Annotated in this window: 27 protein-coding genes; 15 read left to right on the plus strand and 12 right to left on the minus strand. The window is 73.8% G+C overall.

From position 1 onward, the window contains the following. Nucleotides 1–69: 69 nt before the first annotated feature. The 4 genes from IPM45_13950 (at nt 70) to sufB (ending at nt 7,079) form a co-directional block, all read left to right on the plus strand. The gene (locus IPM45_13950) at nt 70–1,950 is read left to right on the plus strand and encodes an ABC transporter ATP-binding protein (protein ID MBK9180638.1); all 1,881 of its coding nucleotides are present in this window, start codon (nt 70–72) and stop codon (nt 1,948–1,950) included. Beyond that, entirely contained in the window at nt 1,878–3,788 is a 1,911-nt protein-coding gene (locus IPM45_13955; protein ID MBK9180639.1) for an ABC transporter ATP-binding protein, read from the plus strand. Before IPM45_13950 ends, IPM45_13955 begins: the two co-directional genes overlap by 73 nt. Nucleotides 3,789–3,893: 105 nt before the next feature. After that, a complete protein-coding gene (locus tag IPM45_13960; protein MBK9180640.1) occupies nt 3,894–4,436 on the plus strand; it encodes a hypothetical protein in 543 nt (180 codons plus the stop codon). A 96-nt stretch (nt 4,437–4,532) separates the two neighbouring features. Beyond that, nucleotides 4,533–7,079 (plus strand): Fe-S cluster assembly protein SufB, encoded by a 2,547-nt coding sequence (gene sufB, locus IPM45_13965; GenBank protein ID MBK9180641.1) that lies wholly within the window; start codon nt 4,533–4,535, stop codon nt 7,077–7,079. A gap of 81 nt (nt 7,080–7,160) precedes the next feature. Here the strand turns inward: sufB and IPM45_13970 are convergent, their stop codons facing one another. Together IPM45_13970 and IPM45_13975 are read right to left on the minus strand one after the other, a co-directional pair. Next, complete coding sequence (locus IPM45_13970; GenBank protein MBK9180642.1) at nt 7,161–8,492, minus strand: hypothetical protein; 1,332 nt, start codon at nt 8,490–8,492, stop codon at nt 7,161–7,163. A gap of 104 nt (nt 8,493–8,596) precedes the next feature. Next, nucleotides 8,597–9,859, minus strand: coding sequence for a hypothetical protein (locus IPM45_13975; protein ID MBK9180643.1), 1,263 nt, complete (start codon nt 9,857–9,859; stop codon nt 8,597–8,599). Between the two features lie 138 nt (nt 9,860–9,997). Here IPM45_13975 and IPM45_13980 point away from each other — a divergent pair, with 138 nt between their 5' ends. From IPM45_13980 to sufC (IPM45_13995), 4 genes are all read left to right on the plus strand, one after another. Then, on the plus strand, nt 9,998–10,336 hold the full coding sequence (locus IPM45_13980; GenBank protein ID MBK9180644.1) for a hypothetical protein: 339 nt from the start codon (nt 9,998–10,000) through the stop codon (nt 10,334–10,336). A gap of 314 nt (nt 10,337–10,650) precedes the next feature. Then, nucleotides 10,651–11,706 carry a SufD family Fe-S cluster assembly protein gene (locus IPM45_13985; GenBank protein MBK9180645.1) on the plus strand — a complete coding sequence of 352 codons (1,056 nt, stop codon included), beginning with the start codon at nt 10,651–10,653 and terminating at the stop codon, nt 11,704–11,706. Further along, nucleotides 11,706–12,017 carry a non-heme iron oxygenase ferredoxin subunit gene (locus IPM45_13990; GenBank protein ID MBK9180646.1) on the plus strand — a complete coding sequence of 104 codons (312 nt, stop codon included), beginning with the start codon at nt 11,706–11,708 and terminating at the stop codon, nt 12,015–12,017. The genes IPM45_13985 and IPM45_13990 overlap by 1 nt, the downstream gene beginning before the upstream one ends. After that, a complete protein-coding gene (sufC, locus tag IPM45_13995) occupies nt 12,018–12,800 on the plus strand; it encodes a Fe-S cluster assembly ATPase SufC (GenBank protein ID MBK9180647.1) in 783 nt (260 codons plus the stop codon). On the opposite strand, the gene IPM45_14000 is transcribed toward sufC (IPM45_13995), so the two are convergent. After that, complete coding sequence (locus IPM45_14000) at nt 12,772–13,095, minus strand: helix-turn-helix domain-containing protein (GenBank protein MBK9180648.1); 324 nt, start codon at nt 13,093–13,095, stop codon at nt 12,772–12,774. The two genes, sufC (IPM45_13995) and IPM45_14000, sit on opposite strands and share 29 nt — an antisense overlap. A gap of 121 nt (nt 13,096–13,216) precedes the next feature. Between IPM45_14000 and purE the strand changes: the two genes are divergently transcribed. Both purE and IPM45_14010 read left to right on the plus strand, forming a co-directional pair. Beyond that, nucleotides 13,217–13,687 carry a 5-(carboxyamino)imidazole ribonucleotide mutase gene (purE, locus tag IPM45_14005; GenBank protein ID MBK9180649.1) on the plus strand — a complete coding sequence of 157 codons (471 nt, stop codon included), beginning with the start codon at nt 13,217–13,219 and terminating at the stop codon, nt 13,685–13,687. Between the two features lie 65 nt (nt 13,688–13,752). Continuing rightward, nucleotides 13,753–14,838, plus strand: a complete 1,086-nt coding sequence (locus IPM45_14010) for a 5-(carboxyamino)imidazole ribonucleotide synthase (protein ID MBK9180650.1) — start codon at nt 13,753–13,755, stop codon at nt 14,836–14,838. Between the two features lie 25 nt (nt 14,839–14,863). On the opposite strand, the gene IPM45_14015 is transcribed toward IPM45_14010, so the two are convergent. Further along, a complete protein-coding gene (locus IPM45_14015) occupies nt 14,864–15,751 on the minus strand; it encodes a M48 family metalloprotease (GenBank protein ID MBK9180651.1) in 888 nt (295 codons plus the stop codon). Between the two features lie 14 nt (nt 15,752–15,765). After that, complete coding sequence (locus tag IPM45_14020) at nt 15,766–16,122, minus strand: zf-TFIIB domain-containing protein (GenBank protein ID MBK9180652.1); 357 nt, start codon at nt 16,120–16,122, stop codon at nt 15,766–15,768. Between the two features lie 225 nt (nt 16,123–16,347). On the opposite strand from IPM45_14020, the gene IPM45_14025 reads away from it, so the two are divergent. Next, complete coding sequence (locus IPM45_14025) at nt 16,348–16,638, plus strand: 4a-hydroxytetrahydrobiopterin dehydratase (GenBank protein MBK9180653.1); 291 nt, start codon at nt 16,348–16,350, stop codon at nt 16,636–16,638. 39 nt (nt 16,639–16,677) lie between these two features. Here the strand turns inward: IPM45_14025 and IPM45_14030 are convergent, their stop codons facing one another. The 6 genes from IPM45_14030 to IPM45_14055 form a co-directional block, all read right to left on the minus strand. Continuing rightward, nucleotides 16,678–17,157 carry an SUF system NifU family Fe-S cluster assembly protein gene (locus IPM45_14030; GenBank protein ID MBK9180654.1) on the minus strand — a complete coding sequence of 160 codons (480 nt, stop codon included), beginning with the start codon at nt 17,155–17,157 and terminating at the stop codon, nt 16,678–16,680. 12 nt (nt 17,158–17,169) lie between these two features. Continuing rightward, nucleotides 17,170–18,459, minus strand: a complete 1,290-nt coding sequence (gene sufS, locus IPM45_14035; GenBank protein MBK9180655.1) for a SufS family cysteine desulfurase — start codon at nt 18,457–18,459, stop codon at nt 17,170–17,172. Continuing rightward, nucleotides 18,456–19,193, minus strand: a complete 738-nt coding sequence (gene sufC, locus IPM45_14040) for a Fe-S cluster assembly ATPase SufC (GenBank protein ID MBK9180656.1) — start codon at nt 19,191–19,193, stop codon at nt 18,456–18,458. Before sufC (IPM45_14040) ends, sufS begins: the two co-directional genes overlap by 4 nt. Nucleotides 19,194–19,272: 79 nt before the next feature. Next, on the minus strand, nt 19,273–19,680 hold the full coding sequence (locus IPM45_14045; GenBank protein ID MBK9180657.1) for a hypothetical protein: 408 nt from the start codon (nt 19,678–19,680) through the stop codon (nt 19,273–19,275). Next, the gene (locus tag IPM45_14050; GenBank protein ID MBK9180658.1) at nt 19,677–20,264 is read right to left on the minus strand and encodes a nitroreductase; all 588 of its coding nucleotides are present in this window, start codon (nt 20,262–20,264) and stop codon (nt 19,677–19,679) included. Before IPM45_14050 ends, IPM45_14045 begins: the two co-directional genes overlap by 4 nt. A 50-nt stretch (nt 20,265–20,314) precedes the next feature. Next, complete coding sequence (locus tag IPM45_14055; protein MBK9180659.1) at nt 20,315–20,917, minus strand: MBL fold metallo-hydrolase; 603 nt, start codon at nt 20,915–20,917, stop codon at nt 20,315–20,317. A 100-nt stretch (nt 20,918–21,017) separates the two neighbouring features. Here IPM45_14055 and IPM45_14060 point away from each other — a divergent pair, with 100 nt between their 5' ends. The 4 genes from IPM45_14060 (at nt 21,018) to IPM45_14075 (ending at nt 24,016) form a co-directional block, all read left to right on the plus strand. After that, the gene (locus IPM45_14060) at nt 21,018–22,133 is read left to right on the plus strand and encodes an acyl-CoA/acyl-ACP dehydrogenase (GenBank protein ID MBK9180660.1); all 1,116 of its coding nucleotides are present in this window, start codon (nt 21,018–21,020) and stop codon (nt 22,131–22,133) included. A gap of 92 nt (nt 22,134–22,225) precedes the next feature. After that, nucleotides 22,226–22,681 carry a hypothetical protein gene (locus IPM45_14065; protein ID MBK9180661.1) on the plus strand — a complete coding sequence of 152 codons (456 nt, stop codon included), beginning with the start codon at nt 22,226–22,228 and terminating at the stop codon, nt 22,679–22,681. A gap of 286 nt (nt 22,682–22,967) precedes the next feature. Continuing rightward, nucleotides 22,968–23,225: a hypothetical protein gene (locus IPM45_14070; GenBank protein MBK9180662.1), complete on the plus strand. Its 258-nt coding sequence runs from the start codon at nt 22,968–22,970 to the stop codon at nt 23,223–23,225. Nucleotides 23,226–23,254: 29 nt separating this feature from the next. Beyond that, complete coding sequence (locus tag IPM45_14075; protein ID MBK9180663.1) at nt 23,255–24,016, plus strand: alpha/beta fold hydrolase; 762 nt, start codon at nt 23,255–23,257, stop codon at nt 24,014–24,016. Between the two features lie 16 nt (nt 24,017–24,032). Here IPM45_14075 and IPM45_14080 read toward each other — a convergent pair whose 3' ends face one another. Continuing rightward, nucleotides 24,033–25,922 (minus strand): endo alpha-1,4 polygalactosaminidase, encoded by a 1,890-nt coding sequence (locus IPM45_14080; GenBank protein MBK9180664.1) that lies wholly within the window; start codon nt 25,920–25,922, stop codon nt 24,033–24,035. Nucleotides 25,923–25,937 lie beyond the last annotated feature (15 nt).

The raw sequence follows: 25,937 nt of genomic DNA on the forward strand, positions 1-25,937 counted from the left end.
TCCGGTGGTGGGGATGTGCCACACCGGAGACGCACGAGCGGGCCCGAGGGATACACCCGGCCGCTATGGTTGCGGTCTGCAAGTTTCCTGGGGGGAGGGACGCTGAGCGCGACCGAGGGACCGCGGGCCGGCCACGACGGCTGGCGCCTGCTGCGCGCCACGCTCCGCCCGCAGTGGCGCGGGGTCGCGGCCGGCGTGGGGGCCGGCCTGGTGTGGAGCGTCGCCAAGGTGTCGGTGCCCCTGTTCGTCCAGCAGGCGATCGACGAGGGCATCCAGGGCGACGACACGACCGCCCTGGCCAGGTGGGTGCTGCTGATCCTCGGCGCCGGGGTGGTCGTCGCCGTGTTCACCGGCCTGCGACGGTGGTTCGCCTTCCGCGAGGCGCGGTGGTCGGAGACCACCCTGCGAGACCGGCTCTTCGCGCACCTGCAGCGGCTGCACTTCGCCTTCCACGACCGCGCCCAGACGGGTCAGCTCATGAGCCGGGCGAACACCGACCTGCAACAGGTGCAGGCCTTCGTGGTGCTCATCCCCATCACGATCTCCAACTTCATCACCGTCTTCGCGGTGCTGGTGATCATGCTGAGCATCGACCCGGTGCTGGCCGTGCTGGCCCTGTGCGGGCTGCCGTTCGTGAACGTGCTGGCCAAGCGGTTCTCCAGCCGGCTCCACCCCGCCGTGCTGGGCATCCAGGCCGAGTCGGCCGAGCTGGCCACCGTGGTCGAGGAGACGGTGTCGGGGATCCGGGTGGTGAAGGGCTTCGGGTCGGAGGGAGTGCAGTCGGCGCGGCTGCGCACCGAGGCCGACGGCGTGTACGAGCGCTCCATGGAGGCCTCGCGCGTGCGGGCCACCTACCTGCCCGCGCTGGAGCTCCTGCCGAACCTCGGGCTGGTGCTGGTGCTCGCCTACGGCGGGCACCAGGTGCTCGACGGGTCGCTCCGCGTGGGTGAGCTCGTCGCCTTCAACGTGTACGTGGTGATGCTCGTCTGGCCGCTGCGCATGCTCGGCATGGTGGTGGCGCAGGCCCAGCGGGCCGCGGCCTCGGCCGGGCGGGTGCACGAGGTGCTCGCCACCGCGCCCGAGGTGGTCGACCGTCCCCACGCCCGGCCGCTGCCGTCCGTCCCGGCGCCGGGCGAGTCGGCCCTCGGCGAGGTGCGCTTCGACGGCGTGGCCTTCGGCTACCTGGCCGGCGACGACCGCCCGGTGCTCGACGGGCTCGACCTGCTGGTCCGGGCCGGCGAGTCGGTCGCCCTGGTGGGGGCCACCGGGTGCGGCAAGTCGACGGTGGCCCGGCTGATCCCCCGCTTCTACGACGTGGACCGGGGCCGGGTCGTCCTCGACGGCGTGGACGTGCGCGACCTGCGCGTGCGCGACCTCCGCAAGGCCGTCGGCATCGTGTTCGAGGACACCTTCCTGTTCAGCGACACGATCCGGGCCAACATCGCCTTCGCCCAGCCCGACGCCCCCATGGACGCGGTGGTGCGGGCCGCCCGCCTGGCCGGGGCCCACGAGTTCGTGAGCCGGCTGCCGGAGGGCTACGACACCGAGATCGGCGAGCGGGGCTTCTCCCTCTCGGGCGGGCAGCGCCAGCGCATCGCCATCGCCCGGGCGATCCTCGCCGACCCTCGGGTGCTGATCCTCGACGACGCCACCAGCGCGGTCGACCCCACCAAGGAGCACGAGATCCGCGACGCCCTGGCCGAGGTGATGCGGGGGCGGACCACGATCGTGATCGCCCACCGGCCGGCCACGGTGGCGCTGGCCGACCGGGTCGTCCTCCTCGACCACGGCCGGGTCGTCGCCGAGGGGACGCACGACTCCCTGCTGGCCGAGAGCGAGGCCTACCGCCGCGTGCTGGACGCGGCCGAGGACGAGGCGTGGGCGGCCCGGTCGGCCAGCGGCAACGGGGACGCCGGCCCGGCGCCGGCCCCGTCGGGGGTGCCCGCCTGATGTGGTTCCAGGGCGCCGTCTCCGACGAGGACCGCCTCGACCGACGGGGCGCGAGGCAGGTGCTCCGGCGCTCCGGCGAGTTCCTCCGCCCCTACCGGCGCCTCGTGGTGGCAGCCGGGGTGCTGGTGGTGATCTGGACCCTCACCGTGCTGGCCGGCCCGGCCCTGGTCCGGTACGCGATCGACCATGGCCTCCGCCCCGGCGACGCGGCCGAGCTCAACAAGGCCGTGGCCGCCTACGTGGTGGTCGCCATCGTGAGCTACGGGGTGTACCGGGCCCAGATCCTGGTGGTCGCCAGGGTCGGCGAGGGCTTCCTCCGCGACCTGCGGGTACGGGTGTTCGACCACCTCCAGTCGCTGTCGATGTCGTTCTACGACCGGGAGAAGGCCGGAGTGCTGGTCTCCCGCATGACCTCCGACGTCGACTCCCTGGCCGAGCTCATCCAGATGGGGCTCCTCGCCTTCTTGAGCAACGGGCTGCTGCTCGTCCTCTCTGTGGCGGTGCTGCTGGCCATGTCGTGGCAGCTCGCCCTGCTGTGCCTGGTGTCGCTGCCGCTGGTGATCCTGGCCAGCGTCAAGTTCCAGCGCGACTCGAACCGCGCGTACCTCACGGTGCGCGACCGCATCGGCCACAACCTGTCCACCCTGCAGGAGGGCATCACCGGGGTGCGGGTCATCCAGGCCTTCGGCCGCGAGGAGGTCGAGGTCGACCGGTTCTCCCAGAGCAACCGGGCCCTGTTCGACGCCCACATGGCGTCGGTGAGGATCTCGGTCTGGTACCTGCCGATCATCGAGTTCGCCGGCATCGCCACCACCGCGCTGGTCGTGGGGGTGGGCGGCCTCATGGTCGACCGCGACGCCCTCACGCTCGGCACGGTCGCCGCGTTCGTGCTGTACCTGTCGAACCTGTTCGAGCCGGTGCAGCAGCTGAGCCAGCTGTTCAACACCCTGCAGTCGGCGGGGGCGGGCCTGCAGAAGCTCTACGCCCTGCTCGACACCCGGTCCGAGCTGCCCCAGCGCCCCGGCGCCGTCGACCTCCCCGGCCGGGGCGAGCTCCGCGTGGAGGGCGTGTCGTTCGCGTACGGCGCCCGCCCGGCCGAGGGCGAGGCGCCCGACGGTGAGGCCGGAGGCCGCACCGGCCAGGCCCCGCACCTCGTGCTCCGCGACGTCGACCTGGTCGTGACGCCCGGGGAGAAGCTGGCGCTGGTGGGCCCCACCGGCGCCGGGAAGTCCACGCTGGCCAAGCTGTGCGCCCGCCTCTACGACCCCGGCGACGGCCGGGTGACGTTCGGCGGTGTCGACCTGCGCGCCGCCACCCTGGGCTCGCTGCGCGAGCGCATCGTGGTGGTGCCCCAGGAGGGCTTCCTGTTCAGCGGCACCATCCGCGACAACGTGCGGCTGGCCCGCGCCGGCGCCACCGACGCGGAGGTGGAGCGGGCCATGGCCGCGGTGGGGGTGCTCGAGCGGTTCGCGGCGCTCCCCGAGGGGCTGGACACCGAGGTGCGCGAGCGGGGCTCACGGCTGTCGGCCGGGGAGCGCCAGCTGGTGTCGCTGGCCCGGGCCGCGCTGGTCGACCCGGCGGTGCTGGTGCTGGACGAGGCCACGTCCAGCCTCGATCCCGGCACCGAGGCCCTGGTGGAGGCCGCGGTCGACCGGCTCATGGCCGGCCGCACCGTGCTGGTGATCGCCCACCGCCTGTCGACGGCCGAGCGGGCCGACCGGGTGGCGGTGGTGGCCGACGGGCGGATCCTCGAGATCGGTCCGCACCCCGAGCTGGTGGAGCTGGGCGGGGCCTACGCCGCGCTGTACCGGGCGTGGGCGGGCAGCCACGCCGGCTGACGATTTGGCCGTCTCTTCACCTCGTCCTGGGGTTCCCCAGACGAGCCGTTGCCTACGGTGACCGGCGGTCCGCGGGCGAGCGCCCCGGGCCGGGAGGTCGTGGTCATGGATTCGTTGTTCGGGCTGCCGGCGCACCCGCTCGTGGTGCACGCCGCGGTCGTTCTCGTGCCGCTCACCGCCATCGGCACGGTGCTCTCGGCGGTCTGGCCGGCGGCCCGCCGCCGGATCGGGTGGATCACCGTCGGGTTCGCGGCGGCCTCGCTGATCGCCTGCCAGCTGGCCGTGACCAGCGGCGAGTCGCTCGAGGAGCAGGTGGGCGAGGCCAACCTGGTCGAGCGCCACGCCGGCCTCGGCGACAGCATGCACCTGTTCGCGTTCCTGCTGCTCCTCGGGATCCTGGCGGTGATGCTGTTCGACCTGTGGCGCCAGCGTTCGGCGGCGTCGCCGGCGACCCGCCCCTCGGCCGTGGCCGCCCCGGCGTGGGTGAGGCCGCTCGGCGTGGTGATCTCGGTGCTGGCGGTGCTGGCTGCAGTGGGCGCCACCGTGCGAATCGCCTACACCGGCCACAGCGGGGCCGAGGCCACGTGGTCCGACGTGCAGGAGCAGCCCGCCGGAGGTGGCGGCAGCCAGGTCGACGACGACGACTGACGGGGCCGACCGCTCCGCGGGGGCTGCCGATCGGAGCCGGAGTTGTTACTATCGGCGTAGTGGAAATTATCCCCGCCGCGAGGAGCTGAACGCCCGATGGCCGTCACCGATCTCGATCTCGGTCGCTACAAGCTGGGCTGGGCCGACGAGGAGGACTACGTCTTCAAGCCCAAGAGGGGGCTCGACGAGGACATCGTCCGGGAGATCTCGTGGTGGAAGGGCGAGCCCGACTGGATGCGCGACCTCCGCCTGCGCTCGCTGAAGATCTTCGGCCGCAAGCCCATGCCCACCTGGGGCGGCGACATGTCGGAGATCTTCTTCGACGACATCTACTACTACATCAAGCCCACCGAGGGGCAGGTCGACGCCTGGGACGAGCTGCCCGAGTCGGTGAAGGCCACCTACGAGAAGCTGGGCATCCCCGAGGCCGAGCGCAAGTACCTCGCCGGCGTCACCGCGCAGTACGAGTGCCTCCGCGGCTCGACCCTGGTGTGGACCACGCGTGGTCCCCGGATGATCAAGGAGCTGCAGGGCGGCGAGCACGTCCTCGCTCTCGATCGCGACCAGAAGCGGCTCGTGCCGGCGCTCGTGCTGGCCGGCGGCGAGTCGGGCGAGAAGCAGGTCTTCGAGATCACGGCGCGTGGCCGGCGCATCGTCGCCTCGGGCAACCACCCGTTCCTCGTCCTCCGCGACGTCCGGGAGCCGGGCCGCCGGCGTGCCCGGTACGAGCCCCAGTGGGTGACCGTCGACGACCTCCGAGTCGGCGACCACGTGGCCGTGGCCACCGACACCCCCGAGTGGGGCGAGCCGGCCGAGCTGCTGTCGTACACCGACGACACCCTCCCCACGGGCCCCGAGGTGACGAGCGACGACTTCGCCTGGTGGGTCGGGCTCTTCCTCGGCGACGGCTACGTCCACAACCGCGCCGGCCACCTCTCGGTGGAGTTCGCGGTCGACGCCGACGACACCGCCCTCGTCGACGAGATCGTGCGCGTGAGCCGCGCGTTGTTCGGGATCGACTTCGAGCTGGCTCCCGACCGGCAGCGGCTCACGGCCCGCGGCACGGCGGCACTCGTGCGCTTCCTCGACCTGAACGGTGTGGGAGGCACCTCGCTCACCAAGCGGATCCCCGAGTGGGCCTTCACGCTGCCGCGGTCGCAGCGCCTCAGCCTGCTCGCTGGCTACGTGGACGCCGACGGGTACGTGCGTCGGTCGGACTCGGCGAAGAACGTGGTGCTCACCAGCGCCAACGAGGCGCTCCTCGAGGACGCCCGGCTCCTCGCCCAGATCTCCGGGATCGGGGTGAGCCGGATCTCGTCGTTCGAGTCCCGCCATCCGACCCAGCCGGAGCGCACGATCACCGGCTTCCGCCTCCACCTCTCCGGTGGGTTCGACCGCCTGCCCGTCCGCTCCCCGCGGCGCGCCGAGCGGCTGGGCGCCCGCGCCTACCGGCACACGCTGCGGACGGCGAAGGGGACGGACTTCCGGGCCCACACCAGCGACCAGCTCGGCTACGCCCGGGTCGAGTCCATCACCCCCCTGGGCGTCGAGACGGTCTACGACATCACGGTCGAGGGCCACCACAACTTCGTGGCCGAGGGCTTCGTGGTCCACAACTCCGAGGTCGTCTACCACCGCAACCGCGACGACCTCGAGGCCCAGGGCGTCATCTTCTGCGACATGGACACCGCCCTCCGGGAGTACCCGGAGGTCGTGAAGCAGTACTTCGGCACGGTGATCCCGCAGGCCGACAACAAGTTCGCCGCCCTCAACTCGGCGGTGTGGTCGGGCGGGTCCTTCATCTACGTGCCGCCGGGCGTGAACGTCGAGATGCCGCTGCAGGCCTACTTCCGCATCAACGCCGAGAACATGGGCCAGTTCGAGCGCACCCTGATCATCGCCGACGAGGGCAGCCAGGTGCACTACATCGAGGGCTGCTCGGCCCCGGTGTACACCAGCGACTCGCTGCACTCGGCCGTGGTCGAGATCGTGGTGAAGCCGTCGGCCCGGGTCACGTACACCACCATCCAGAACTGGTCGAACAACGTCTTCAACCTGGTCACCAAGCGGGCCCGGGTGGAGGCCGAGGGCCACATGGAGTGGATCGACGGCAACATCGGCAGCCGCCTCACCATGAAGTACCCGGCCGTCTACATGGTGGGCCCGAAGGCGTCGGGCGAGGTGCTCTCGGTGGCCTACGCCGGCCCCGGCCAGCACCAGGACGCCGGGGCCAAGATGGTGCACGCCGCGCCCGAGACGACCTCCAAGATCGTGTCGAAGTCCATCTCGAAGGACGGCGGGCGCACGTCGTACCGGGGCCTGGTGCGGGTCGACGAGGGTGCGTACGGCTGCAAGAGCCACGTGCAGTGCGACGCCCTCATCCTCGACGAGCAGTCGGTGAGCGACACCTACCCCTACATGGAGGTCGGCGCCCGCGACGCCCAGGTCGGCCACGAGGCCACCGTGTCCAAGGTGGCCGACGAGCAGCTCTTCTACCTGATGAGCCGCGGCCTCTCGGCCGAGCAGGCCATGGGCATGGTGGTGAACGGCTTCATCGAGCCGGTCACGCGCACCCTCCCCATGGAGTACGCGGTGGAGTGGAGCCGCCTCATCGAGCTCCAGATGGAGGGCTCGGTCGGCTGACGGCCGGGGTCCGGGTCGGGGTCCGGGTCGGTCGGAGCGGTCGGAGCGGGTCGGGTCGGGTCGGGTCGGGCGGAGCGTCGGTCAGTCGGCCCCGTCGTCGGTGGTGGCGTCGTCGGCTGCTGGGTCGTCGGCGGTGTCGTCGGTGGACGAGTCGAGGCTGAGGTCGACGTCGAGCGAGGGGCTGGCGGCGAAGACGTCGCCGGGGTCCTCCTGGATGCCGCCGCCACCGCCGAAGGTGGCGTCGGGGCCGGGGTCGACGGCGCCGAGGTCACCGCCGAAGTCGGGGCCGCGGGGGACGCCGCCCTCGGCCAGGCCGCCCGCGACGCCGGGGTTGGTGAGCAGACCCGTCTGCTGGTCGGGGACGATGGCGCCGGCGCCCACGCCGAACGCGGTGTCGTCGCCTTCGACGGGGTCGACGTCGCCGGCGCCGCCGGAGCGGGCCTGGGCCAGCTGGGCCGCGACCGCGGGGTTGTCGGCCAGGAACTGCTGGGTCCGGGCCGGGTCGGAGCCCTCGGGGTCGGGGATGCCGACAGGGGCGGCCCCACCGGCCGGCGCCGGCGGCGCCTTCGCCTCGTCCCCACCGTCGACCAGGGCCTCCAGGTCGCGCCGCAACGCCGTGGCGCCGACGTCGTCCGGGCCCTTGATCTCGGTGGTCGTCAGCTGGCCGTCGGCGGCGATCCGGTCGATCGTCCCCTGGCCGGGGTCGACGATCACGGCGCTGCCGTCGGGGCTGGTGTCGATGGTGGTGCCGTCGGGCTTGATGATGATCCGCCCGCCGTCGGGCTTGTCGGACACCTGCGTGCCGTCCGGCTTGGTCTCGGTGGGGAAGAGCTTGGAGACGATCTGCTTTCCCACGGGGCCGGTGCTGACGGCGCCGGTGCCCTGTTCGGCGATGCCGGTGGTGCCGTCGCCGTGGGCGGCGGCGTCGGCGAGGGCACCGGTGACGACGCTCCCGCCGGTGAGGGTGCTCACCGGGTTGCGGCCGAGGCCGGACGCGTCGGCGGCCGCGGCCACCTCGGCCCTGTCCGGTCCGTCGTCGAGGCCCTGGTCGAAGGCGGGGCGCCGGGTGGCGTCGGTGGCCAGCGTGGCCTGGTCGCGCAGCGCTCGGGCGGGGCTGTCGAGCGTGGGGAGGGTGCTCGCCGCGGCGGCCGGTCCGGTGGGCGTGCCCGACGGGGTGTCGTCGGTGTCGTCGGGAGCGGCTGGGCCCTTGCCCCGGAGCAGGTCGGCGGCCCGGTCGGGGCCCTTGGCCGCGGCGGCTGCGCCCGGCGCGTCGGGGCGGCCGTCGGCGTCGGCCCTGGCCGTGTCGGCCTCGGCGTCGGCCCTGGCCTTGGCCTTGGCCGCCTCGGTGGCGCGGGTGGCCGTGGGCCGCTCGTCGGGCTGGCGCTCGATGCGGGGGATGGGTCGCTTGGCCACGGGATCCTCCTGGGCGGTGCGTCTCGGGTCGAGCGGTGCTGCGGCCGGGGGGCCGGGTCGGGGCCTGGGTCCGGGTCCGGGGGCCGGGTCGGGTGGAGCGTCGGTCAGTCGGCCCCGTCGTCGGTGGTGCCGGCGGCCGTCGCGTCGTCGCCCGTGTCGTCCTCGTCGTCCGACGAGGAGGGCACGGAGAGGTCGACGGCGAGGGATGGCTGGGTGCCGAAGACGTCCCCGGGGTCCTCCTGGATGCCGCCACCGGTGAACACGGCGTCGGGGCCCGGGTCGATGGCACCGAGGTCGCCGTCGAAGTCCGGGCCCTGCGGCACGCCGCCCTCGGCCAGGCCGCCCGGGACGCCCGGGTTGCCGAGCAGGGCGTCCTGCTGGTCGGGGACGATGGCGCCGGCGCCCACGCCGAAGGCGGTGTCGTCGTCGACGGGGTCGATGTCGCCGCTGCCGCCGGAGCGGGCCTGGGCGAGCTGGGCGGCCACCGCCGGGTTGTCGGCCAGGAACTGCTGGGCCCGCTCGACGTTCGGCGCGTCCTCGCTCGGGATGGCGACGGCGAAGTCGTCGGGTGGGGCGTCGGGGTCCGGGGTGACCTTCTTCGTTCCGTCGGGGAGGTGCTCGAACGTCGTGGTCAGCCCGGTCTCGAAGTCCTCCTCCGTGGTTGTCCGGGTGCCCTCCGGGTTCTCCTCGGTCCGGAGCGAGTCGAAGCGCTCGCTGGTGATGATCTTCACCACCCTGCCGTCGTCATCGAGCACCCGCTCGGTGGTGACCTGGTGATCACCGAAGTCGTGGGTCGTCCCCTTGAAGACGACGCCGACGGCGCCGGTGCCCTGCTCGGCGATACCGGTGGTGCCGTCGCCCTGGGCGGCGGCGTCGGCCAGGGGGCCGCTGACGACGCTCCCGTCGGTGAGGGTGCTGACCGGGTTGCGGCCGAGGCCGGACGCGTCGGCGGCCGCGGCCACCTCGGCCTTGTCCGGTCCGTCGTCGAGGCCCTGGTCGAAGGCGGGGCGCCGGGTGACGTCGGCGGTGAGCGCGGTGTCGTCGCGCAGCGCTCGGGCGGGGCTGGACACGGTGGGGAGGGTGCTCGCCGCGGCGGCCGGCCCGGTGGGCGTGCCCGACGGGGTGTCGTCGGTGTCGTCGGTGTCGTCGGGAGAGGCTGGGCCCTTGCCCCGGAGCAGGTCGGCGGCCCGGTCCGGGCCCTTGGCCGCGGCTGCGCCCGGCGCGTCGGGGCGGCCCTCGGCGTCGGCCCTGGCCGCGTCGGCCTCGGCGTCGGCCTTGGCCTTGGCCTTGGCCGCCTCGGTGGCGCGGGTGGCCGTCGGCCGCTCGTCGGGCCGGCGCTCGATGCGGGGGATGGGTCGCTTGGCCACGGGGTCCTCCTCGCCGATCGCGGTCGAACGAGAGCATGGCGGGCGCCGGCGCGACGTTCATCCGTGAGAACACGTCAATCGTCCGGTCGAGCCCCACGCGCCTGGGCGAAGGCCGGACGGCTCCCTAGCCTGGTGGCCATGCCCATGCGCGAGGAGTGCTTCAACTACGAGAGCCGCACCTACGCCAACGGCGAGACCGTGCGGAAGTGCAACCTCGACCTCGCCCCCGAGGCCCCCTGGCGCTGCCCCGACGACTGCGGCTCCTATCGCCCACGCCTGGCCGACGTGGCCTGGAGCCACGGCACCCTCGTGGCGCCCCAGGCGCCTCCCGAGCCCCCGGGCCTCGACGACGGCCGGGCCGCCGCCATCCTCGACGAGGCCGAGGACATCGTGAACGCGGCCGGGCCCGAGATCCTCGCCGAGGTGCAGCGGGGCCGGCGCCCGTGGTGGAAGCGGGCCCTGCGCCGCAAGGGGTGAGCCGAGCCGGGCTGTCGGAGCGGCCCGCATTTCCACTATCCTCATAGTGCTTATTCGCCCCGTCGCCCCCCACGCGACCCGAGGAGCCCACCCTGCGAACGTTCACCCCCGACGCCGCCGCCGGCCTGGCCGGACCCGACTGGCTCCGGGCGCGCCGGACCGCCGCCGCCGAGCAGGCGGCCGCCGCCGGTCTGCCCACGGCCGAGGAGGAGATCTGGCGCTACAGCCGGATCGCGGAGGTCGACCTCGACGCCTACCGGCTGCTCGCGCCCGCCGGCGACGCCCCCGCCGGTGTGCCCGCCGGGGTGCGCCCCGTGCTCGACGCCGTGCCCGACCGGGCCGGCACCGTGGTGGTGTGCAACGGGCGCATCGTGCACACCCAGCTCGACCCGGCCCTGGCGGCCCGAGGGGTGGCCCTCGGCGCGCTGGCCGACCTCGACCCGGACGGCGCCGCCCTGGGCGCCGTGCTCCGCGAGCCCACCGACGTGTTCAGCCTGCTGAACGACGCCTTCAGCGCCGAGCCGGTGCTCCTGCGGGTGCCGGCCGGCGTGGAGGTCGACCGGCCGGTGGTGGTGGCCCACTGGGTGGAGAGCGCCGGGCTGGTCGTGCTGCCCCGTCTGGTCGTTCAGGCCGGGCCCGACAGCGGCGTCACCGTCCTCGACCACCAGGGCTCGGCCGACGTCGCCTCCCTGGTCCTGCCGGTGGTGGAGCTGCACGCCGGCCCGGCAGCGCGGGTGCGCTACGTGGCCGCGCAGGAGCTCGGGATGCGCGTCTGGCAGATCGCCTCGCAGGTGGCCCGGGCCGAGCGCGACGCCACGCTGCGCACCGCCACCGTCGCCCTCGGGGGCGACTACGCCCGCCTGCGCTCCGATGCCCACCTGGTGGGCAAGGGGGCCACCGGCGACCAGGTGGCGGTGTACTTCGGCGAGGGCGGGCAGATGCACGACTTCCGCACCCTGCAGGATCACGCCGCGCCCAACACGTCGAGCGACCTGCTGTTCAAGGGGGCGGTGGAGGGCCACGCCAAGAGCGTCTACTCGGGCCTCATCCGGGTGCGGAAGGAGGCGCCGGGCACCACCGCCCACCAGACCAACCGCAACATCAAGCTGTCGGAGGGCGCCTGGGCCGAGTCGGTGCCCAACCTCGAGATCGAGAACAACGACGTGCGCTGCAGCCACGCCTCGGCCGTCGGCCCGATCGACGAGGACCAGCGCTTCTACCTGGAGAGCCGCGGCGTGCCGACCGAGGTGGCCGAGCGGCTCATCGTCACCGGCTTCTTCGACGAGGTGCTCCTGGCGCTGCCGGTGCCCGGCATCGTCGACGGCCTGCGTCGTCGGGTCGCCGAGAAGCTGGCCCGGAGGGACGGCTGATGGCGCCCCAGCGGGTGTGCGCCCTCGCCGAGCTGGCCCCCGGCGAGGCCCGGCGGGTCGACCTGCCCGGCCACCGCGTCGCCCTGGTGCGCATCGGTGACGACGTGTACGCCATCGGCGACCGCTGCAGCCACGCCGACTACTCCCTCGCCGAGGGCGAGGTGCACCCCGACACCTGCGAGCTCGAGTGCCCCAAGCACGGCAGCACGTTCTCGCTCGTCACCGGCCATCCCGACACCCTTCCGGCCACCGTGCCGGTGCCCGTCTACGCCGTCACGATCCGCGACGGCGACGTCTTCGTGGAGATCTGAGTGAGCACCCTCGAGATCCGCGGCCTGCGGGCCGGCGTGCACGGCCGAGAGATCCTCCACGGCATCGACCTCGTCGTGCCCGGCGGCGAGGTCCACGCGGTGATGGGGCCCAACGGCTCGGGCAAGTCGACCCTGTCCCACGTGGTGATGGGCAAGCCGGGCTACGAGATCCTGGAGGGCAGCGTCACCCTCGACGGCGTGGAGCTGCTCGGCCTGGAGCCGTGGCAGCGGGCCCAGGCCGGCCTGTACCTCGCCATGCAGTACCCGGTGGAGGTGCCCGGCGTCGGCCTCGAGGATCTCCTGACCGAGTCGGTGGCGGCCCGCGGGGGCGACCCGGCGGGGATGCGGGCCCGCCTGGTCGCCGAGGCCGAGCGCATCGGGTTCGACGAGCGGTTCCTGTCCCGACCCCTCAACGTCGACCTCTCGGGCGGCGAGAAGAAGCGCAACGAGACGCTCCAGCTGGCGGTGCTGCAGCCGAAGATCGCGATCCTGGACGAGCTCGACTCCGGCCTCGACCTCGACGCGCTGCGGGCCTGCGCCCGGCGGGTCGAGGCCGCCACCGGCGAGTTCGGCCTCGGGGTGCTGGCCATCACCCACTACAGCCGGCTGCTCCACGAGCTGCGAGCCGACCGGATCCACATCCTGGTGCGTGGCCGCATCGTGGCGTCGGGCGGACCCGAGCTGGCGGCCGAGCTGGAGGAGAGCGGCTACGCCGCCTTCGTGGCCGACGCCGAGCACGACGCGGAGGCCGGGGTCAGCGGCCCGTGGTCGTCTCTGCCGTGAGGAGGGCCAGCAGCTCGCCGACGTCGTGGTGGCGCTCGATGGGGTGGCGCAGCGGACGCGCCGGGTGGATCTCGTAGTGGTTCCGCCGGCCGACCCGCTCCCGGGTGAGGTACCCGGTCGCGACCAGGTCGGCCACGATGCTCTGCGCCGCCCGCTCGGTGATCCCCACCCGTGTCGCCACGTCACGCAGTCGGGCCCCCGGGTCCTCGGCGATGCACAGGAGCACGTGGGCGTGGTTGGTCAGGAAGGTCCAGCTCGCTCGGCCGTCCTCGTTCCCCGGCGTGCCGTCCGACATCGGCTGCCTCCCCGTGCGTCGTCCATCTGACGAACTACGATTCGTAGGTTATCGCACGGGCGGCGCCCCGGCCCGCACTGCCTATGCTGCGGCCGTGGGCGATCCGCTAGTGGCGGTGATCATGGGGTCGCGGTCCGACTGGGCCACCCTCGAGCACGCGGTCGCCACGCTCGACGCCCTGGGCGTGCCCAACGAGGCGCGGGTGGTGTCGGCGCACCGCACCCCGGAGCTGCTCGCCCAGTTCGCCCGCGAGGCCGAGCACCGCGGGATCGAGGTGATCGTGGCCGGTGCCGGCGGAGCCGCCCACCTGCCAGGCATGGTCGCGGCCCACACGGTCGTCCCGGTGCTCGGCGTGCCGGTGCAGAGCCAGGCCCTGAACGGGCTCGACTCGCTGCTCTCGATCGTGCAGATGCCCGGCGGGGTGCCGGTGGGCACGCTCGCCATCGGCAAGGCCGGCGCCATCAACGCCGCCCTGCTCGCCACCGCCATCGTCTCGCGGGGTCGGCCCGAGCTGCGGGAGGCGCTGCGGATCTGGCGGGGCCGCCAGACCGCCGACGTGCTCGCCCACCCCGACCCGCGCGTCGAGGGGTGAGGGGCGCCACGCCCGAGCCGGGCCCCCGCACCGTCGGTGTCGTCGGCGGCGGGCAGCTGGGCCGCATGCTGGCCCTGGCCGGGATCCCCCTCGGGGTGCGCTGCGTGGTGCTGGAGCCCGGCGCCGACCCGCCAGCCGGCCCCGTGGCCGAGGTGGTCGCCGCGCCGTACGACGACCTCGACGGCCTGGCCGCGCTCGCCCGGCGCTGCGAGGTGGTGACGTACGAGTTCGAGAACGTGCCGGTCGCCGCAGCCGAGTGGCTCGCCGAGCGGGTGCCCGTGCGGCCCGGTCCCCTCGCCCTCGGGACGGCGCAGGACCGTCTGGCCGAGAAGCGGCTGTTCACCGCCCTCGGGATCGGGACCCCGCCCTACGTCGCCGTCGACGACCGGGCCGGGCTCCGGCCGGCCGTGGCCGAGGTGGGTCTGCCGGCGGTGCTCAAGACCCGCCGGCTCGGCTACGACGGCAAGGGCCAGGTGGTGCTGCGCGCCGCCGGCGACGTCGACGCGGCCTGGGAGACGCTCGGCGGCGTCCCCCTGCTGCTGGAGGGCTTCGTCGCGTTCGATCGCGAGCTGTCGATCGTGGCCGCCCGCGGCCTTGGCGGTGAGGTGGCGGCGTTCCCGGTGGTGGCGAACCACCACCAGGGGGGGATCCTCCGGCTCACGCTGGCCCCGGCCCCGGCCCCGGCCCCGGCCCCGGCGCTCCACCGGGGGCTCCAGGAGCAGGCCGAGGCGCTGGTGGGGCGGGTGCTCGACGCCCTCGACTACGTCGGGGTGATCGCCGTCGAGCTGTTCGAGGTGGGAGGCGCGCTGCTCGCCAACGAGCTGGCGCCCCGGGTGCACAACTCGGGCCACTGGACGATCGAGGGCGCCGAGACCAGCCAGTTCGAGCAGCACCTCCGTGCGGTCTGCGGGCTGCCGCTGGGGTCGGCGGCCGCCCGCGGCTGGTCGGCGATGGTGAACCTGGTCGGCGACGAGCCCGACCCGGCCGCGGTGCTGGCCGTGCCCGGGGCGCACCTGCACCGCTACGGCAAGGCCCCCCGGCCGGGCCGCAAGCTGGCGCACGTCACCGTCACCGCGCCCGACGAGGCCACGCGCGACCAGCGGCTGGCGGACGTGCTCGGCGCCTGCGGGCTCGCGCCGCCGGCCCCGTAGGCGGGCCCCGTCGGCGACGCCCCTGTCAGCCGACGAGCCGCTGGGCGTCGAACGCCCGCAGGCGGGCGATGCGCTCGCTGGTCGGGGGGTGCGTCGAGAACAGCTTGGTGACGTTCGGCTGGCGCTGGCGCGGTCGCCGGCCCCCGGGCTGCTCGCCGGCCAGCGGGTTGTGGATCCAGGCCGACGCCTGGGCCGGGTTCACCGCCATCGGCACGCGGGTGGCGGTGGACTCGATCCGCTGCAGCGCCCGGGCGAGGGGCTCGCCCCGCCCCACCAGCTCGGCGCCGAAGCGGTCGGCCTCGAACTCGCGGGAGCGCGAGATGGCGAACTGGATGAACATGGCGGCGACCGGCGCCAGCAGCGCGAACGCCAGCACGCCGACGGGGTTGGGGCCGTCGTCGTCGCTGCCGAAGATCGACGTGAACATGGCCAGCTGCGCGATGTAGCTGATGCCGGTGGCGATGGCGGCGGCCACCGAGCCGATGAGGATGTCGCGGTTGCGGATGTGGCCGAGCTCGTGGGCCAGTACGGCCTCGAGCTCGTCGGGCGGCAGCATCTGCAGCAGCCCCTGGGTGACGCAGACGACGGCCCGCTGCTCGTTGCGGCCGGTGGCGAAGGCGTTGGGCTGCAGCGCCGGCGACACCGCCACCGTGGGCGCGGGCATGCCGGCCCGGTCGGCGAGGGTGCGCACCATGGCGAGCAGCCCTGGCGCGTCGGCCTCGGTCACCGGGTGGGCGCCGGCCGCCCGCAGGGCGATCCGGTCGCTGAACCAGTACGAGGCACCGACGATGCCGAGCCCGAGGAGCAGGCCCAGGAACAGTCCCGACGTGCCGGCGAGCAGGCCGCCGACCACGACGGCCAGGCCGGCCAGCCCGGCCAGGAGCGTGTACGTCTTGATGGTGTTCGTCGACATGGTGGTTCTCCGCCTCAGAAGTCCAGGATCTCGGACAGGAACGACTTCTTCTTCTTGCCCTTGCCGTAGCGAGACCAGTCGTCGTCGTCGTCGTACCGCCGCTCGTCGTACCGCCGCTCGTCGCGCCGTTCGTCGCGCCGTTCGTCGCCGCGGCGAGCATCCGTGCGGCGATCGTCACGGTCGGGCACCCGGGCCGCGGCCCGGCGCTCGGCATCGAGGTCGTCGAGGGCCGCCTGGGCGGAGCGCTCGATCATCTTGTCGAGCTCGCCCCGGTCGAGCCACACCCCGCGGCAGCGGGGGCAGTAGTCGATCTCGATGCCCTGGCGCTCGGACATCACCAGGCGTTCGTCGACGCAGGTGGGGCACTGCATGGGGGATCCTCCTGTCGATCCGTTGCGATCCACAGAAGGTCTCTCCCGCCCCTGGGGGCCAGCGGCACCGGGCCGGAGCCGTGGTGACGATGCCGCTGCGGAGGGATACTCCCCTTCTCGTTGGCAGAAGCATAGCAGTGAGATTCAGGAATGTCACGCCGCTCGAAGATCGGGTCGGCGGGCGTCCGCGGCCGGGCCGGGGGCACCCCCGGCTAGGTTGGCGGGGTGCCCGAGACGCTCCCCCCCGACGAGATCGAGGCCCGACTGGCCGACGTGCCCCGCTGGGCGGTGGTCGACGGGAAGCTCTGCCGCGACCTCGTGTTCAAGGACTTCGTCGAGGCGTTCGGCTTCATGTCGATGGTCGCCCTGCTCGCCGAGCGGCTGGGCCACCACCCCGATTGGTCGAACAGCTGGAACCGGGTGGAGATCAAGCTGACCACCCACGCCGCCGGCGGGCTGACCGAGCTCGACGTGGCCCTGGCCGGCGCCATCAACGTGGCCCTGGGCGAGACCTAGGACGGTCGAGCCGCACGAGGGCCGCGGGGCCCCGTCGGGCTACGCGCCGGCGGAGGCGGCGGCGCGGTCGAGGGCGTTGGTGAGGGTGTTCCAGGGGAGCGTCGCGCACTTGATGCGCACCGGGAACTTCACCACGCCCCGGAGGGCCTCGAGGTCGCCGAGCTTCACCTCGGGGCCCTCGGCCAGGCTGTCGGCCTCGCCCTCGAGCGTGTGCTCGTGGATCGACATCATGGCCTTGAAGGCCCGCACCAGGGCCCGGGCCTCGTCGAGGCTCCTGCCCTTGATCGCCGCGGACATCATCGATGCCGACGACTGGCTGATCGAGCAGCCCTGCCCACCGATGCGGATGTCGGCGATCTGGCCCCCTTCGACCTCGAGGTAGACCACGATCTCGTCGCCGCACAGCGGGTTGAAGCCTTCCTCGCGCACGGCCGGGGGCACCGGCAGCTCCCCCCGGTTCCGGGGGTTGCGGTAGTGGTCGAGGATGATCTCGCGGTAGAGGTCTTCGAGGCCGGGCATCGTCGTTCCAGGCTAGAGGGCGAACACGTCCCGGGCGGCGTCGAGGGCCTCGCAGAGGACGTCGACGTCGTCGGTGTCGTTGTAGAGGTAGACGGAGGCCCGCGCCGTGGCGGTCACGCCGAGCAGGCGCATGAGCGGCTTGGCGCAGTGGTGCCCGGCCCGCACGCACACGCCGGACTGGTCGAGCACCTGGGAGACGTCGTGGGGGTGCACGCCCTCGAGCGCGAACGAGATCGTGCCGCCGCGGGCGTCGACGTCGTCGGGGCCGTACACGGTGACGGTGTCGGGGAAGCGCTCGCGGAGGCGCTCGAGGGCGTAGGCGGTGAGGGTGCGCTCGTGGGCCCGCACCCGGTCCATGCCGATGGCTCCGAGGTAGTCGACCGCAGCCCCCAGCCCGACCACCTCGGCGATGGGCGGGGTGCCGGCCTCGAACCGGCCCGGGGGGACGTCGGGGACGAAGCCGTCGAGGCGGACGTCGAGGATCATGTTGCCACCGCCGAGGAACGGCGGCATGGCGTCGAGCAGCTCCTCGCGGCCCCAGAGCACGCCCACGCCGGACGGCCCGCACATCTTGTGGCTGGAGAAGGCGACGAAGTCGCCGCCGAGGGCCTGCACGTCGGTGGGGTGGTGGGGTACGTACTGGCAGGCGTCCACCAGCACGGTGGCGCCGGCGGCGTGGGCGGCGTCGGCGATGGGGCGCACCGGAGGGAAGGTGCCGAGCACGTTGGACATGGCCGACACGCCGACCAGCCGCACGCCGTCCAGGAGGCGGTCGAGGTCGGTCAGGTCGAGACGGCCGTCCGGGGTGAGGGGGATCCAGCGGAGCTGCAGCCCCCGCTCGGCGGCCAGCATGTGCCAGGGGACGATGTTGGCGTGGTGCTCGAGGTGGGTGAGCAGCACCGTGTCGCCCTCGCCCAGGTGGGTGCGGCCCCACGAGTGGGCGACCAGGTTGATGGCCTCGGTGGCGTTCTTGGTGAACACCACCTCGCGGGTGCTCGTGGCGTTGACGAACCGGGCCACGGCGGTGCGGGCCCCCTCGTACGCGGCGTCGGCCTCGGCCGCCAGCTGGTACGCGCCGCGGTGGACGTTGGCGTAGGAGTGCTCGTAGAAGCCCTGCATGGCGTCGAGCACGGAGCGGGGCTTCTGGGACGTGGAGGCCGAGTCGAGGTAGACGAGCCGCCGGCCGTGCACCTCGCGCTGCAGCAGCGGGAAGTCCTTGCGGATCGCGGCGCCGTCGAGGGGTTCGGTGGCCTCGGCGGTGGCCTCGGCGGTGGCCTCGGCGGTGGCCTCCCCCGCGGTCATCGCCAGGCCTCGTAGCCCTCGCGCTCCAGGCGCTCGGCCAGCTCCGGCCCGCCGCTGTCGACGATGCGGCCGTCGACGAGGATGTGGACCCGGTCGGGGCGCAGGTGCTGGAGCAGGCGCTGGTAGTGGGTGATCAGCACCACGCCCAGCTCGGGGCGGTCCCGGCGGACCTCCTGCACACCGTGGGCGACCACGCGCAGGGCGTCGATGTCGAGGCCCGAGTCGGTCTCGTCGAGGATCGCCAGGTCGGGCTCGAGGATGGCCAGCTGGAGCACCTCGTTGCGCTTCTTCTCGCCGCCCGAGAAGCCCTCGTTGAGGTACCGGTCGGCGAAGGACGGGTCCATGTCGAGGCGCTTCATCCAGTCCATGATGGCCAGCCGCAGCTCGAGCACCGACAGGTCGATGCCCTTGCGGGCCGAGAGGGCCTGGCGGAGGAACTGGATCACCGGCACCCCCGGGATCTCCTGGGGGTACTGGAAGGCGAGGAAGATGCCGGCCTTGGCGCGCACGTCGGTGGGCCAGTCGGTGATGTCGTCGCCCCGGTAGAGCAGCCGGCCGGCGGTGACCTCGTACTCGGGGCTGCCGAGCAGGGTGCTGGCGAGGGTCGACTTCCCCGAGCCGTTCGGGCCCATGAGGGCGTGCACCTCGCCCGCGTGCACCACCAGGTCGAGCCCCTTCAGGATCTCGGCGCCGGCGGTCGCGGCGGCCTCGGGCTCGGCCACCCGGACGTGCAGGTCTTCGATGTGGAACAGCGGCGCGACCACGCGCCCAGGCTACACGGGGCCCCCTAATTGCACTATTCCCGTAGTGCTATTAGGGGGTTCGGAGCAGCGCTTCCTTCCAGGACCGGAACCGCGTGTGCCGGGAGCCGTCCGGCCCGACCCCGTCGCCGGATCCGTCGGGGAACAGCCGGAACGTCCACTGGTCGTCGAGGTCGTCGGCGCGGACGGCCAGGTAGCGGGCGTCGGCCCGGCTGGCCGGGCCGGCTCGCCACAGCAGCCAGGGCCCGATCCGGCGCTTGTAGGTGGGCAGCGGCTGGGCCAGCTCGAGGTCGTCGCCCAGGTGGAGCAGGGCCGGCGGGGCCTCGATCCAGGCGGTGGCGGGGATGTTCCGGTCGCGGATCGGCGTGGGCGGGAGGTCGGCGGTGTGGACCGGGGTGTGGTCGAGGGGGCGCTCGTCGGCCGGGAGGGCGGCGCCGTGGGGCTCGGGGCCGTCGGTCATGCCGGGTGCCAGGCGTGCACGAGGGCGGTGAGGTCCGGTCGGCGGGGCGGCCTGGGCGGGCTGTCGGCCAGGTGGGTGCCGAGGTAGAGGAACCCGACGACGGCGTCGTCGGGCCGCAGGCCGAGCGCGGCCTTCACCCGCTCGTCGCGGGCCGGCTCCCCGGTGCGCCACATGGAGCCGTAGCCGAGGGCCGTGGCCGCGACGAGCACGTTCTGGCACGCGGCCGCCGCCGACGCCACCTGCTCGTCCCACGGCACCGTGGCCTCGCGCCGCACCGCGGCCACGACCACCACCAGCGGCGCCCGGCCCAGCTTGGTGCGCTCCTTGGCCGCCTTGGCCTCGACCGGCTCGGTGCCGGCCGCCGCGCACCGGGCCCGGTAGGCGTCCTCCAGCACGGCGCCGAAGGCGTCCTTGGCGTCGCCGGCCAGCACCACGAAGCGCCAGGGGCGGAGCTCACCGTGGTCGGGCGCGCAGGCGGCGGCCTCCAGCAGGGCGGTGAGGTCGTCGCCGGTGGGTGCCGGCTCGCCCAGGCGGCTGGTCGACCGGCGGGTGCTGATGGCGGTGATGGCGTCGATGGGTGGCACGCTACCGGCGCTGCCGCCCCATCGGTCGGGCGGCACCAGGGCGCCGGCGGCTACCAGCCCCGGTCGATCCACTCCTGCAGGTGGGGTCGCTCGGTGCCGATCGTGGTGTCGGCGCCGTGACCGGGCAGCACCAGCGTGTCGGCGGGCAGCGTGAGCAGCTTGCGGTCGATCGACTCGATGATGGCGGGGAAGTCGCCGCCCGGGAACTTGGTCGCGCCCGGGCCGCCCGGGAACAGCGTGTCGCCCGAGAACAGCAGCGGCGTGCCCTCCACCGCGAAGCAGATGGAGCCGGGGGTGTGTCCGGGGGTGAGGATCGTGCGCAGCCGCAGGCGGCCGACCTCGAGCACGGTGTCGTCCTCGAGCACGAAGTCGTAGGCGGGGAGCATGGCTGCGTCGGCGGCGGTCACGCCCACCTCGTAGCCGGCGTCGCGCACCTGGGGCACGGCCTGGATGTGGTCCCAGTGCCCGTGGGTCTCGAGCACGGTGCGCACCCCGAGCCGGCGGCAGAGCTCGAGCAGCTTGTCGTGCTCGTTGGCCGCGTCGAGCAGCACGGCGTCGCCGGTGGCCCGGCAGCGGACCACGAAGACGTTGTTGTCGACGGGCCCGACCACGAGGCGGTGGACCTCGACGAGGGTGTCCTGGTAGTGCAGCACGGGGCCTCCGGGAGCCGGCCCGGGCGTCGGTGTGCGCCTTGACCGTGCGGTCTAGTAAACAGGACGGCACCTCAGTCGAGCACTCCCAGGGGGCACCAACGTGAACTTCGCCTTCAGCGAGGAGCAGGAAGAGCTCCGTCGCACCGTCCGGAGCTTCCTCGAGCAGAAGTCGCCCGAGACCGAGGTCCGGCGGCTCATGGAGACCGAGGACGGCTACGACCCGGCCGTCTGGAGCCAGATGGCCGAGCAGCTCGGTCTCCAGGGCCTGATCGTCCCAGAGGAGCACGGCGGCTCCGGCTACTCCTACGTCGAGCTGTGCGTCGTGCTCGAGGAGATGGGCCGGGCCCTGCTCTGCGCTCCGTACTTCTCCACCGTCGTGCTGGGTGCGAACACGCTGATGCAGTCGGGTGACGAGGCCGCCAAGAAGGAGTACCTGCCCGGGATCGCGTCGGGCGAGACGATCGCCACCCTCGCCTTCACCGAGGAGAGCGGCCGCTGGGACGAGGCCGGCATCACCATGCAGGCCACCAAGAGCGGCGACGGCTACACGCTCGACGGCACCAAGATGTTCGTGCTCGACGGCCACGTCGCCGACCTGATCCTGGTGGCCGCCCGCAGCGGGTCGGGCGTGAGCCTGTTCGCGGTGGACGGCGGCGCCGCCGGGCTCACCCGCACGGCCCTGTCGACGATGGACCAGACGCGCAAGCAGGCCCGGCTCGACTTCTCGGGCACGCCGGCCCGCCTGGTGGGGGCCGAGGGCAAGGGCTGGGACGTGCTGTCGACCGTGCTCGACCTGGCGGCCGTGGGCCTGTCGGACGAGTCGGTGGGCGGCGCCCAGTTCGTGCTGGAGATGGCCGTCGAGTACGCCAAGGTCCGCGTGCAGTTCGGTCGGCCGATCGGGTCGTTCCAGGCCATCAAGCACAAGTGCGCCGACATGCTCCTCGAGGTCGAGTCGTCGAAGTCGGCGGCGTACTACGCCTCGTGGTGCGCAGCCGAGATGAACGACGAGCTGCCGTCGGTGGCCAGCCTGGCCAAGGCGTACTGCACCGAGGCGTACTTCCACGCCGCGGCCGAGAACATCCAGATCCACGGTGGCATCGGCTTCACGTGGGAGCACCCCGCCCACCTGTACTTCAAGCGGGCCAAGAGCGCCGAGCTGCTGTTCGGCGATCCGACGTACCACCGCGAGCTGCTGGCCCAGCGCATCGGCATCTGACGCCGGCGACGGCCGGGTCTCGTCCGGCGGCGCCCTGCGGGGCCCCCCGGCGCGCCCGGGGCGCTCGGCGCACCGCTAGCCTCGGGGACGCCATGACGCTCCTGTTGGTGGTGCTGGCGACGGCCCTGGTGTTCGCGATCGCCGCGGTGGTGGTCGGGCGCGAAGCACGTCGCCTGGGGCGCACCCCGCCCCGTACCGTGTACGACCTCGACGAGGCCGTCGACGACGTGGCCGACCGGCTCCCCTTCGAGGTCGCGGCCGAGCTGAGCCACGCCGACGTGCGGCGGCTGCTGCGCTGGCACCTCGACTGGTTCCGGGCCCAGGGCATCACCCCGCCGCCCGACGACCCCGACGACCCGGCGGTGGCCCAGGCGCCCGTGGTGGTGGTCGACGAGGCCGACGCCGTCGACGTGCTGGCCGACCGGGCGACCCTGTCGGGCGCCGGCTACACGGCCGACCAGGTGCAGGCGGTGATCGACGCCCACATGGCCTACCTCGAGCGCATCGGCGCGGTGGCGCCGGCGGAGGAGCCTCCCCCCGAGGTGTGACGTGAGCGGGCGGGCCGCCGTCTACACTCGTCGCACCGAGGAAAGGAGGTGGTCCAGCTGAACGGTGATTGTTGTGGGACCTCGGAGGTGGCTGGCCGCTAGGCGGCCCGCTGGACCACCGGCGAATCCCCGCCAGACACCCTCGGAGCCAGCGGCCGGGACATGGTCCCGCCCGGCATCCCAAACGCTCTCCGAGCCTCTTCCAGCAGCATCTCGACGAGCGAGGGGTCGGCCCGGCCGGCCCCTCGTTCGCGTCACCCGGCCGGCGTCGCGTACGGTGGCGGGCATGGAACGCCCCGCCCGCTTCGAGCACAACCGCTGGGTCGGTGACAAGCGCACCCAGGTCGTCCACGACGTCGACCACTGCACCGAGCCCGAGGTCATCGAGGAGCTGATGGAGGCGGAGACCTTCATCTGCTTCGGCCCCGACCTGCTGGCCGAGGCCCGCAACCGCGGCTACCGGTGCTGCACCCGGTGCGAGGGTGCTCGCGAGGCCGCAGCCCGCGAGCGGGCGCTGGCCGACAAGGCCGCGGCCGGCTCCTGACCTCCCCCGGCCGAGGGCGCCCGTCCGACGTGGAGGAGCGGTTCCGATCCGGTGACCTCCGGCTCGGCTGCCACCTGGCCCGCCCCGAGACCCGGCTCGGCCCGGGCGAGCCCGGCGTGGTGCTGTGCCACGGCTTCCCCCTCGAGGCGCTGGGTGCCCGGCGGTCCGCCCACACGTTCCCCGAGCTGTGCGACCGGATCGCCTCGCAGATGGGGTGGTTCGCCCTCACCTTCAACTTCCGGGGCTGCGGCCCGTCCGAGGGCGACTTCTCGCTGGCCGGGTGGCTGGACGACCTGGCCGCCGCGGTCGCCCACCTGCGCGAGAGCGCCCCGGTCGACCGGGTGTGGTTGGCGGGCACCGGTGCCGGCGGGTCGCTCTCCATCGCGCTGGCCGCAGACGACCCGACCATCGAGGGCGTGGCCGTGCTGGGCGCCCGGGCCGACTTCGACGACTGGGCGGCGCAGCCCCGCCGCTTCCTCGAGCACGCCCGGGAGATCGGCGCGGTGCGCGACGCCAGCTTCCCCCGGTCGTTCGAGCGGTGGTCGCGCGAGCTGCGGGCCATCCGGCCGCTCGAGGCCGTACGCCGGCTCGCCCCCCGGCCGCTGCTCGTCCTCCACGGCGACGACGACGACGTCGTGCCCGTCGCCGAGGCCCGTGAGCTGGCCGCCGCCCACGGCGACGCCGAGCTGCGGGTGCTGGTCGGTGGCGGGCACCGCCTCCGCCACGATCCCCGGGCCGTCGCCGTGCTCCTCGGCTGGCTCGAGCGGGAGCGCTCCCGAGCGGCCGCCTAGCACCGAGGGGAACCGGCTAGGTCGGGCAGGGGCGCACCCAGGCGTCGAGCTCGGGGCGCTTGAGGATCCACGAGAAGCCGAGGCGGTCGGCCTGCGGGCAGAACGCCGCCGGGTCACCCTCGTACTCCACCCCGAACACGGCCTTGCCCGCCCGGACGAACGGCACCAGCGCCTCGCACTCGTCGTGGGCGAAGCACTGCTCGTTCACCGCGAAGTCGAAGGCGTCGACCAGCCCGGCCACCTGCTCGACGTCGTTCTTCAGGCCCACCGCGAGGCCCCGGGCATGGGCCTGCCCGGCCAGCCACCGGTTGAACCGGAGCTGGTCGTCGGCGGTGAGCGGGAAGCCGGTGTCGCTGGCGTAGCCGTCGACGTTGTCGGGGTCGACGGCGTCGCAGCCCTTGGCCCGGGCCAGGTCGAGGCGGGCCGCCAGCAGCGGGGCGAGCACGTCGAGGCGCCGCACGTCGACCCACCGCTCGCCCGGCCAGCCCACGAGTGGCCGGCCCAGGACCTCGGCCGGCCAGGCTCCGGCGTCGGGTCGCCAGTCCTCGTGCGACCCGGCCGACAGGTAGCAGACGACGCGGCGCCCGGCCGCCTGCAGGGCGTCGATGGTGGCCTGCGGGGTCTCGACCAGGTCGACGTCGTACACGTCGGCGTCGACCGAGGTGTCGACCGGTCCGCTCAGCTGGAGCTGCCAGGTGAGACCGGGCTCCGGTCGCCACCGACCCCAGCCGCCCGCCGCCGGCGACGGCCAGCAGCCGAGTGACAGCCGGACCGGGGGCGTGAACCAGGGATCGGCCACCGCGGCCCGGTAGGCGGCCAGGGCGGCCGGCGACGAGTCGACGCGCAGATCCGACGGTGGCTGCCCCTCGCCGTTCTCCCAGCGCTCGTGCCACCACGCCATGGCCCGCACGCCGGGGAAGTCCCCGGACCGCACCGCGGCGTACGCCTCGGTGATCCACCGGGCCTTCGTCGCCGGGTCGCCCAGGTCTGCGTCGCCCAGCTCCTCCACCGCGAGCGGCTTGGTGGTGAGCGAGCGCAGCTCGGCGTAGGCCGGGCCGAGCACGTCGACGAACGGCTCGGGCTCGTCCCCCGGCGCCTGGCGGCCGTACGCGCTCACGCCCACCCAGTCGACCACGTCGTCGCCCGGGTAGTACTCGCTGATGGTGTTCCACGACTCGGCCGGCCAGCTGTCGGCGTTCACGTGGAAGAACCAGGTGACGTTCGTCGCGCCCTCGCTCCGGAACAGCTCCACCACGTGCCGGTACGCGCCCCGGAACCGCTCGGGCCCGTCGGCCCGGGCGGGGTCGCCGAACCCGTCGGTGCGACCACCCCCGTTGGCCAGGCCGCTCCACGGGAACCAGTCGCCGTTCACCTCGACGCCCAGCTCGACGAGCAGCGGACCGGGCACGGCCGCCGCCGCCCGGGCCCAGGCCCGCAGGTCGGCGTCCCAGCGACCGTCGATGATCGCCTGGTAGGCGTAGGGCCCCGGGTCGGCTGGTCCGTCGCCGTCCCAGGTGTCCTCGTAGGCGGACCGGTTCCAGGGCATGAGGCGCACGAGGGGGATCACGCCCTCGGCCCGCACCGTGTCCACCGCGTCGGCCGGGAAGCGGATCCCGTCGAACCAGTTGTCGGACAGGCTGGCCCACACGAGCGGCGTCCCGGCCAGCGCCTCGAAGGCCTCGACCGCGTCTGCGCTCACCTCGTCCTCGGTGTTCCCGAAGAAGGGGAAGGCGGCGTGGTAGGCGCCGCGGTCGGGTGGGAGAAGGCGGCACGCGTCGGCGGGGTCGCCCCAGACCACGGCTCCCGGGGGGAGTGGTCCGTCGTCGGGGGCGGTGCACGCCGCGGCCGCCGTGGCCGCGACCAGCGCGGCCAGCGCGGCCCCGGCGAGGAGCCGCCGGATCCTCACGAGCCCACGGTACGC

It is taken from the genome of Acidimicrobiales bacterium (assembly GCA_016716005.1).
In the GTDB taxonomy this organism is placed as follows: Bacteria; Actinomycetota; Acidimicrobiia; order Acidimicrobiales; family JADJXE01; genus JADJXE01.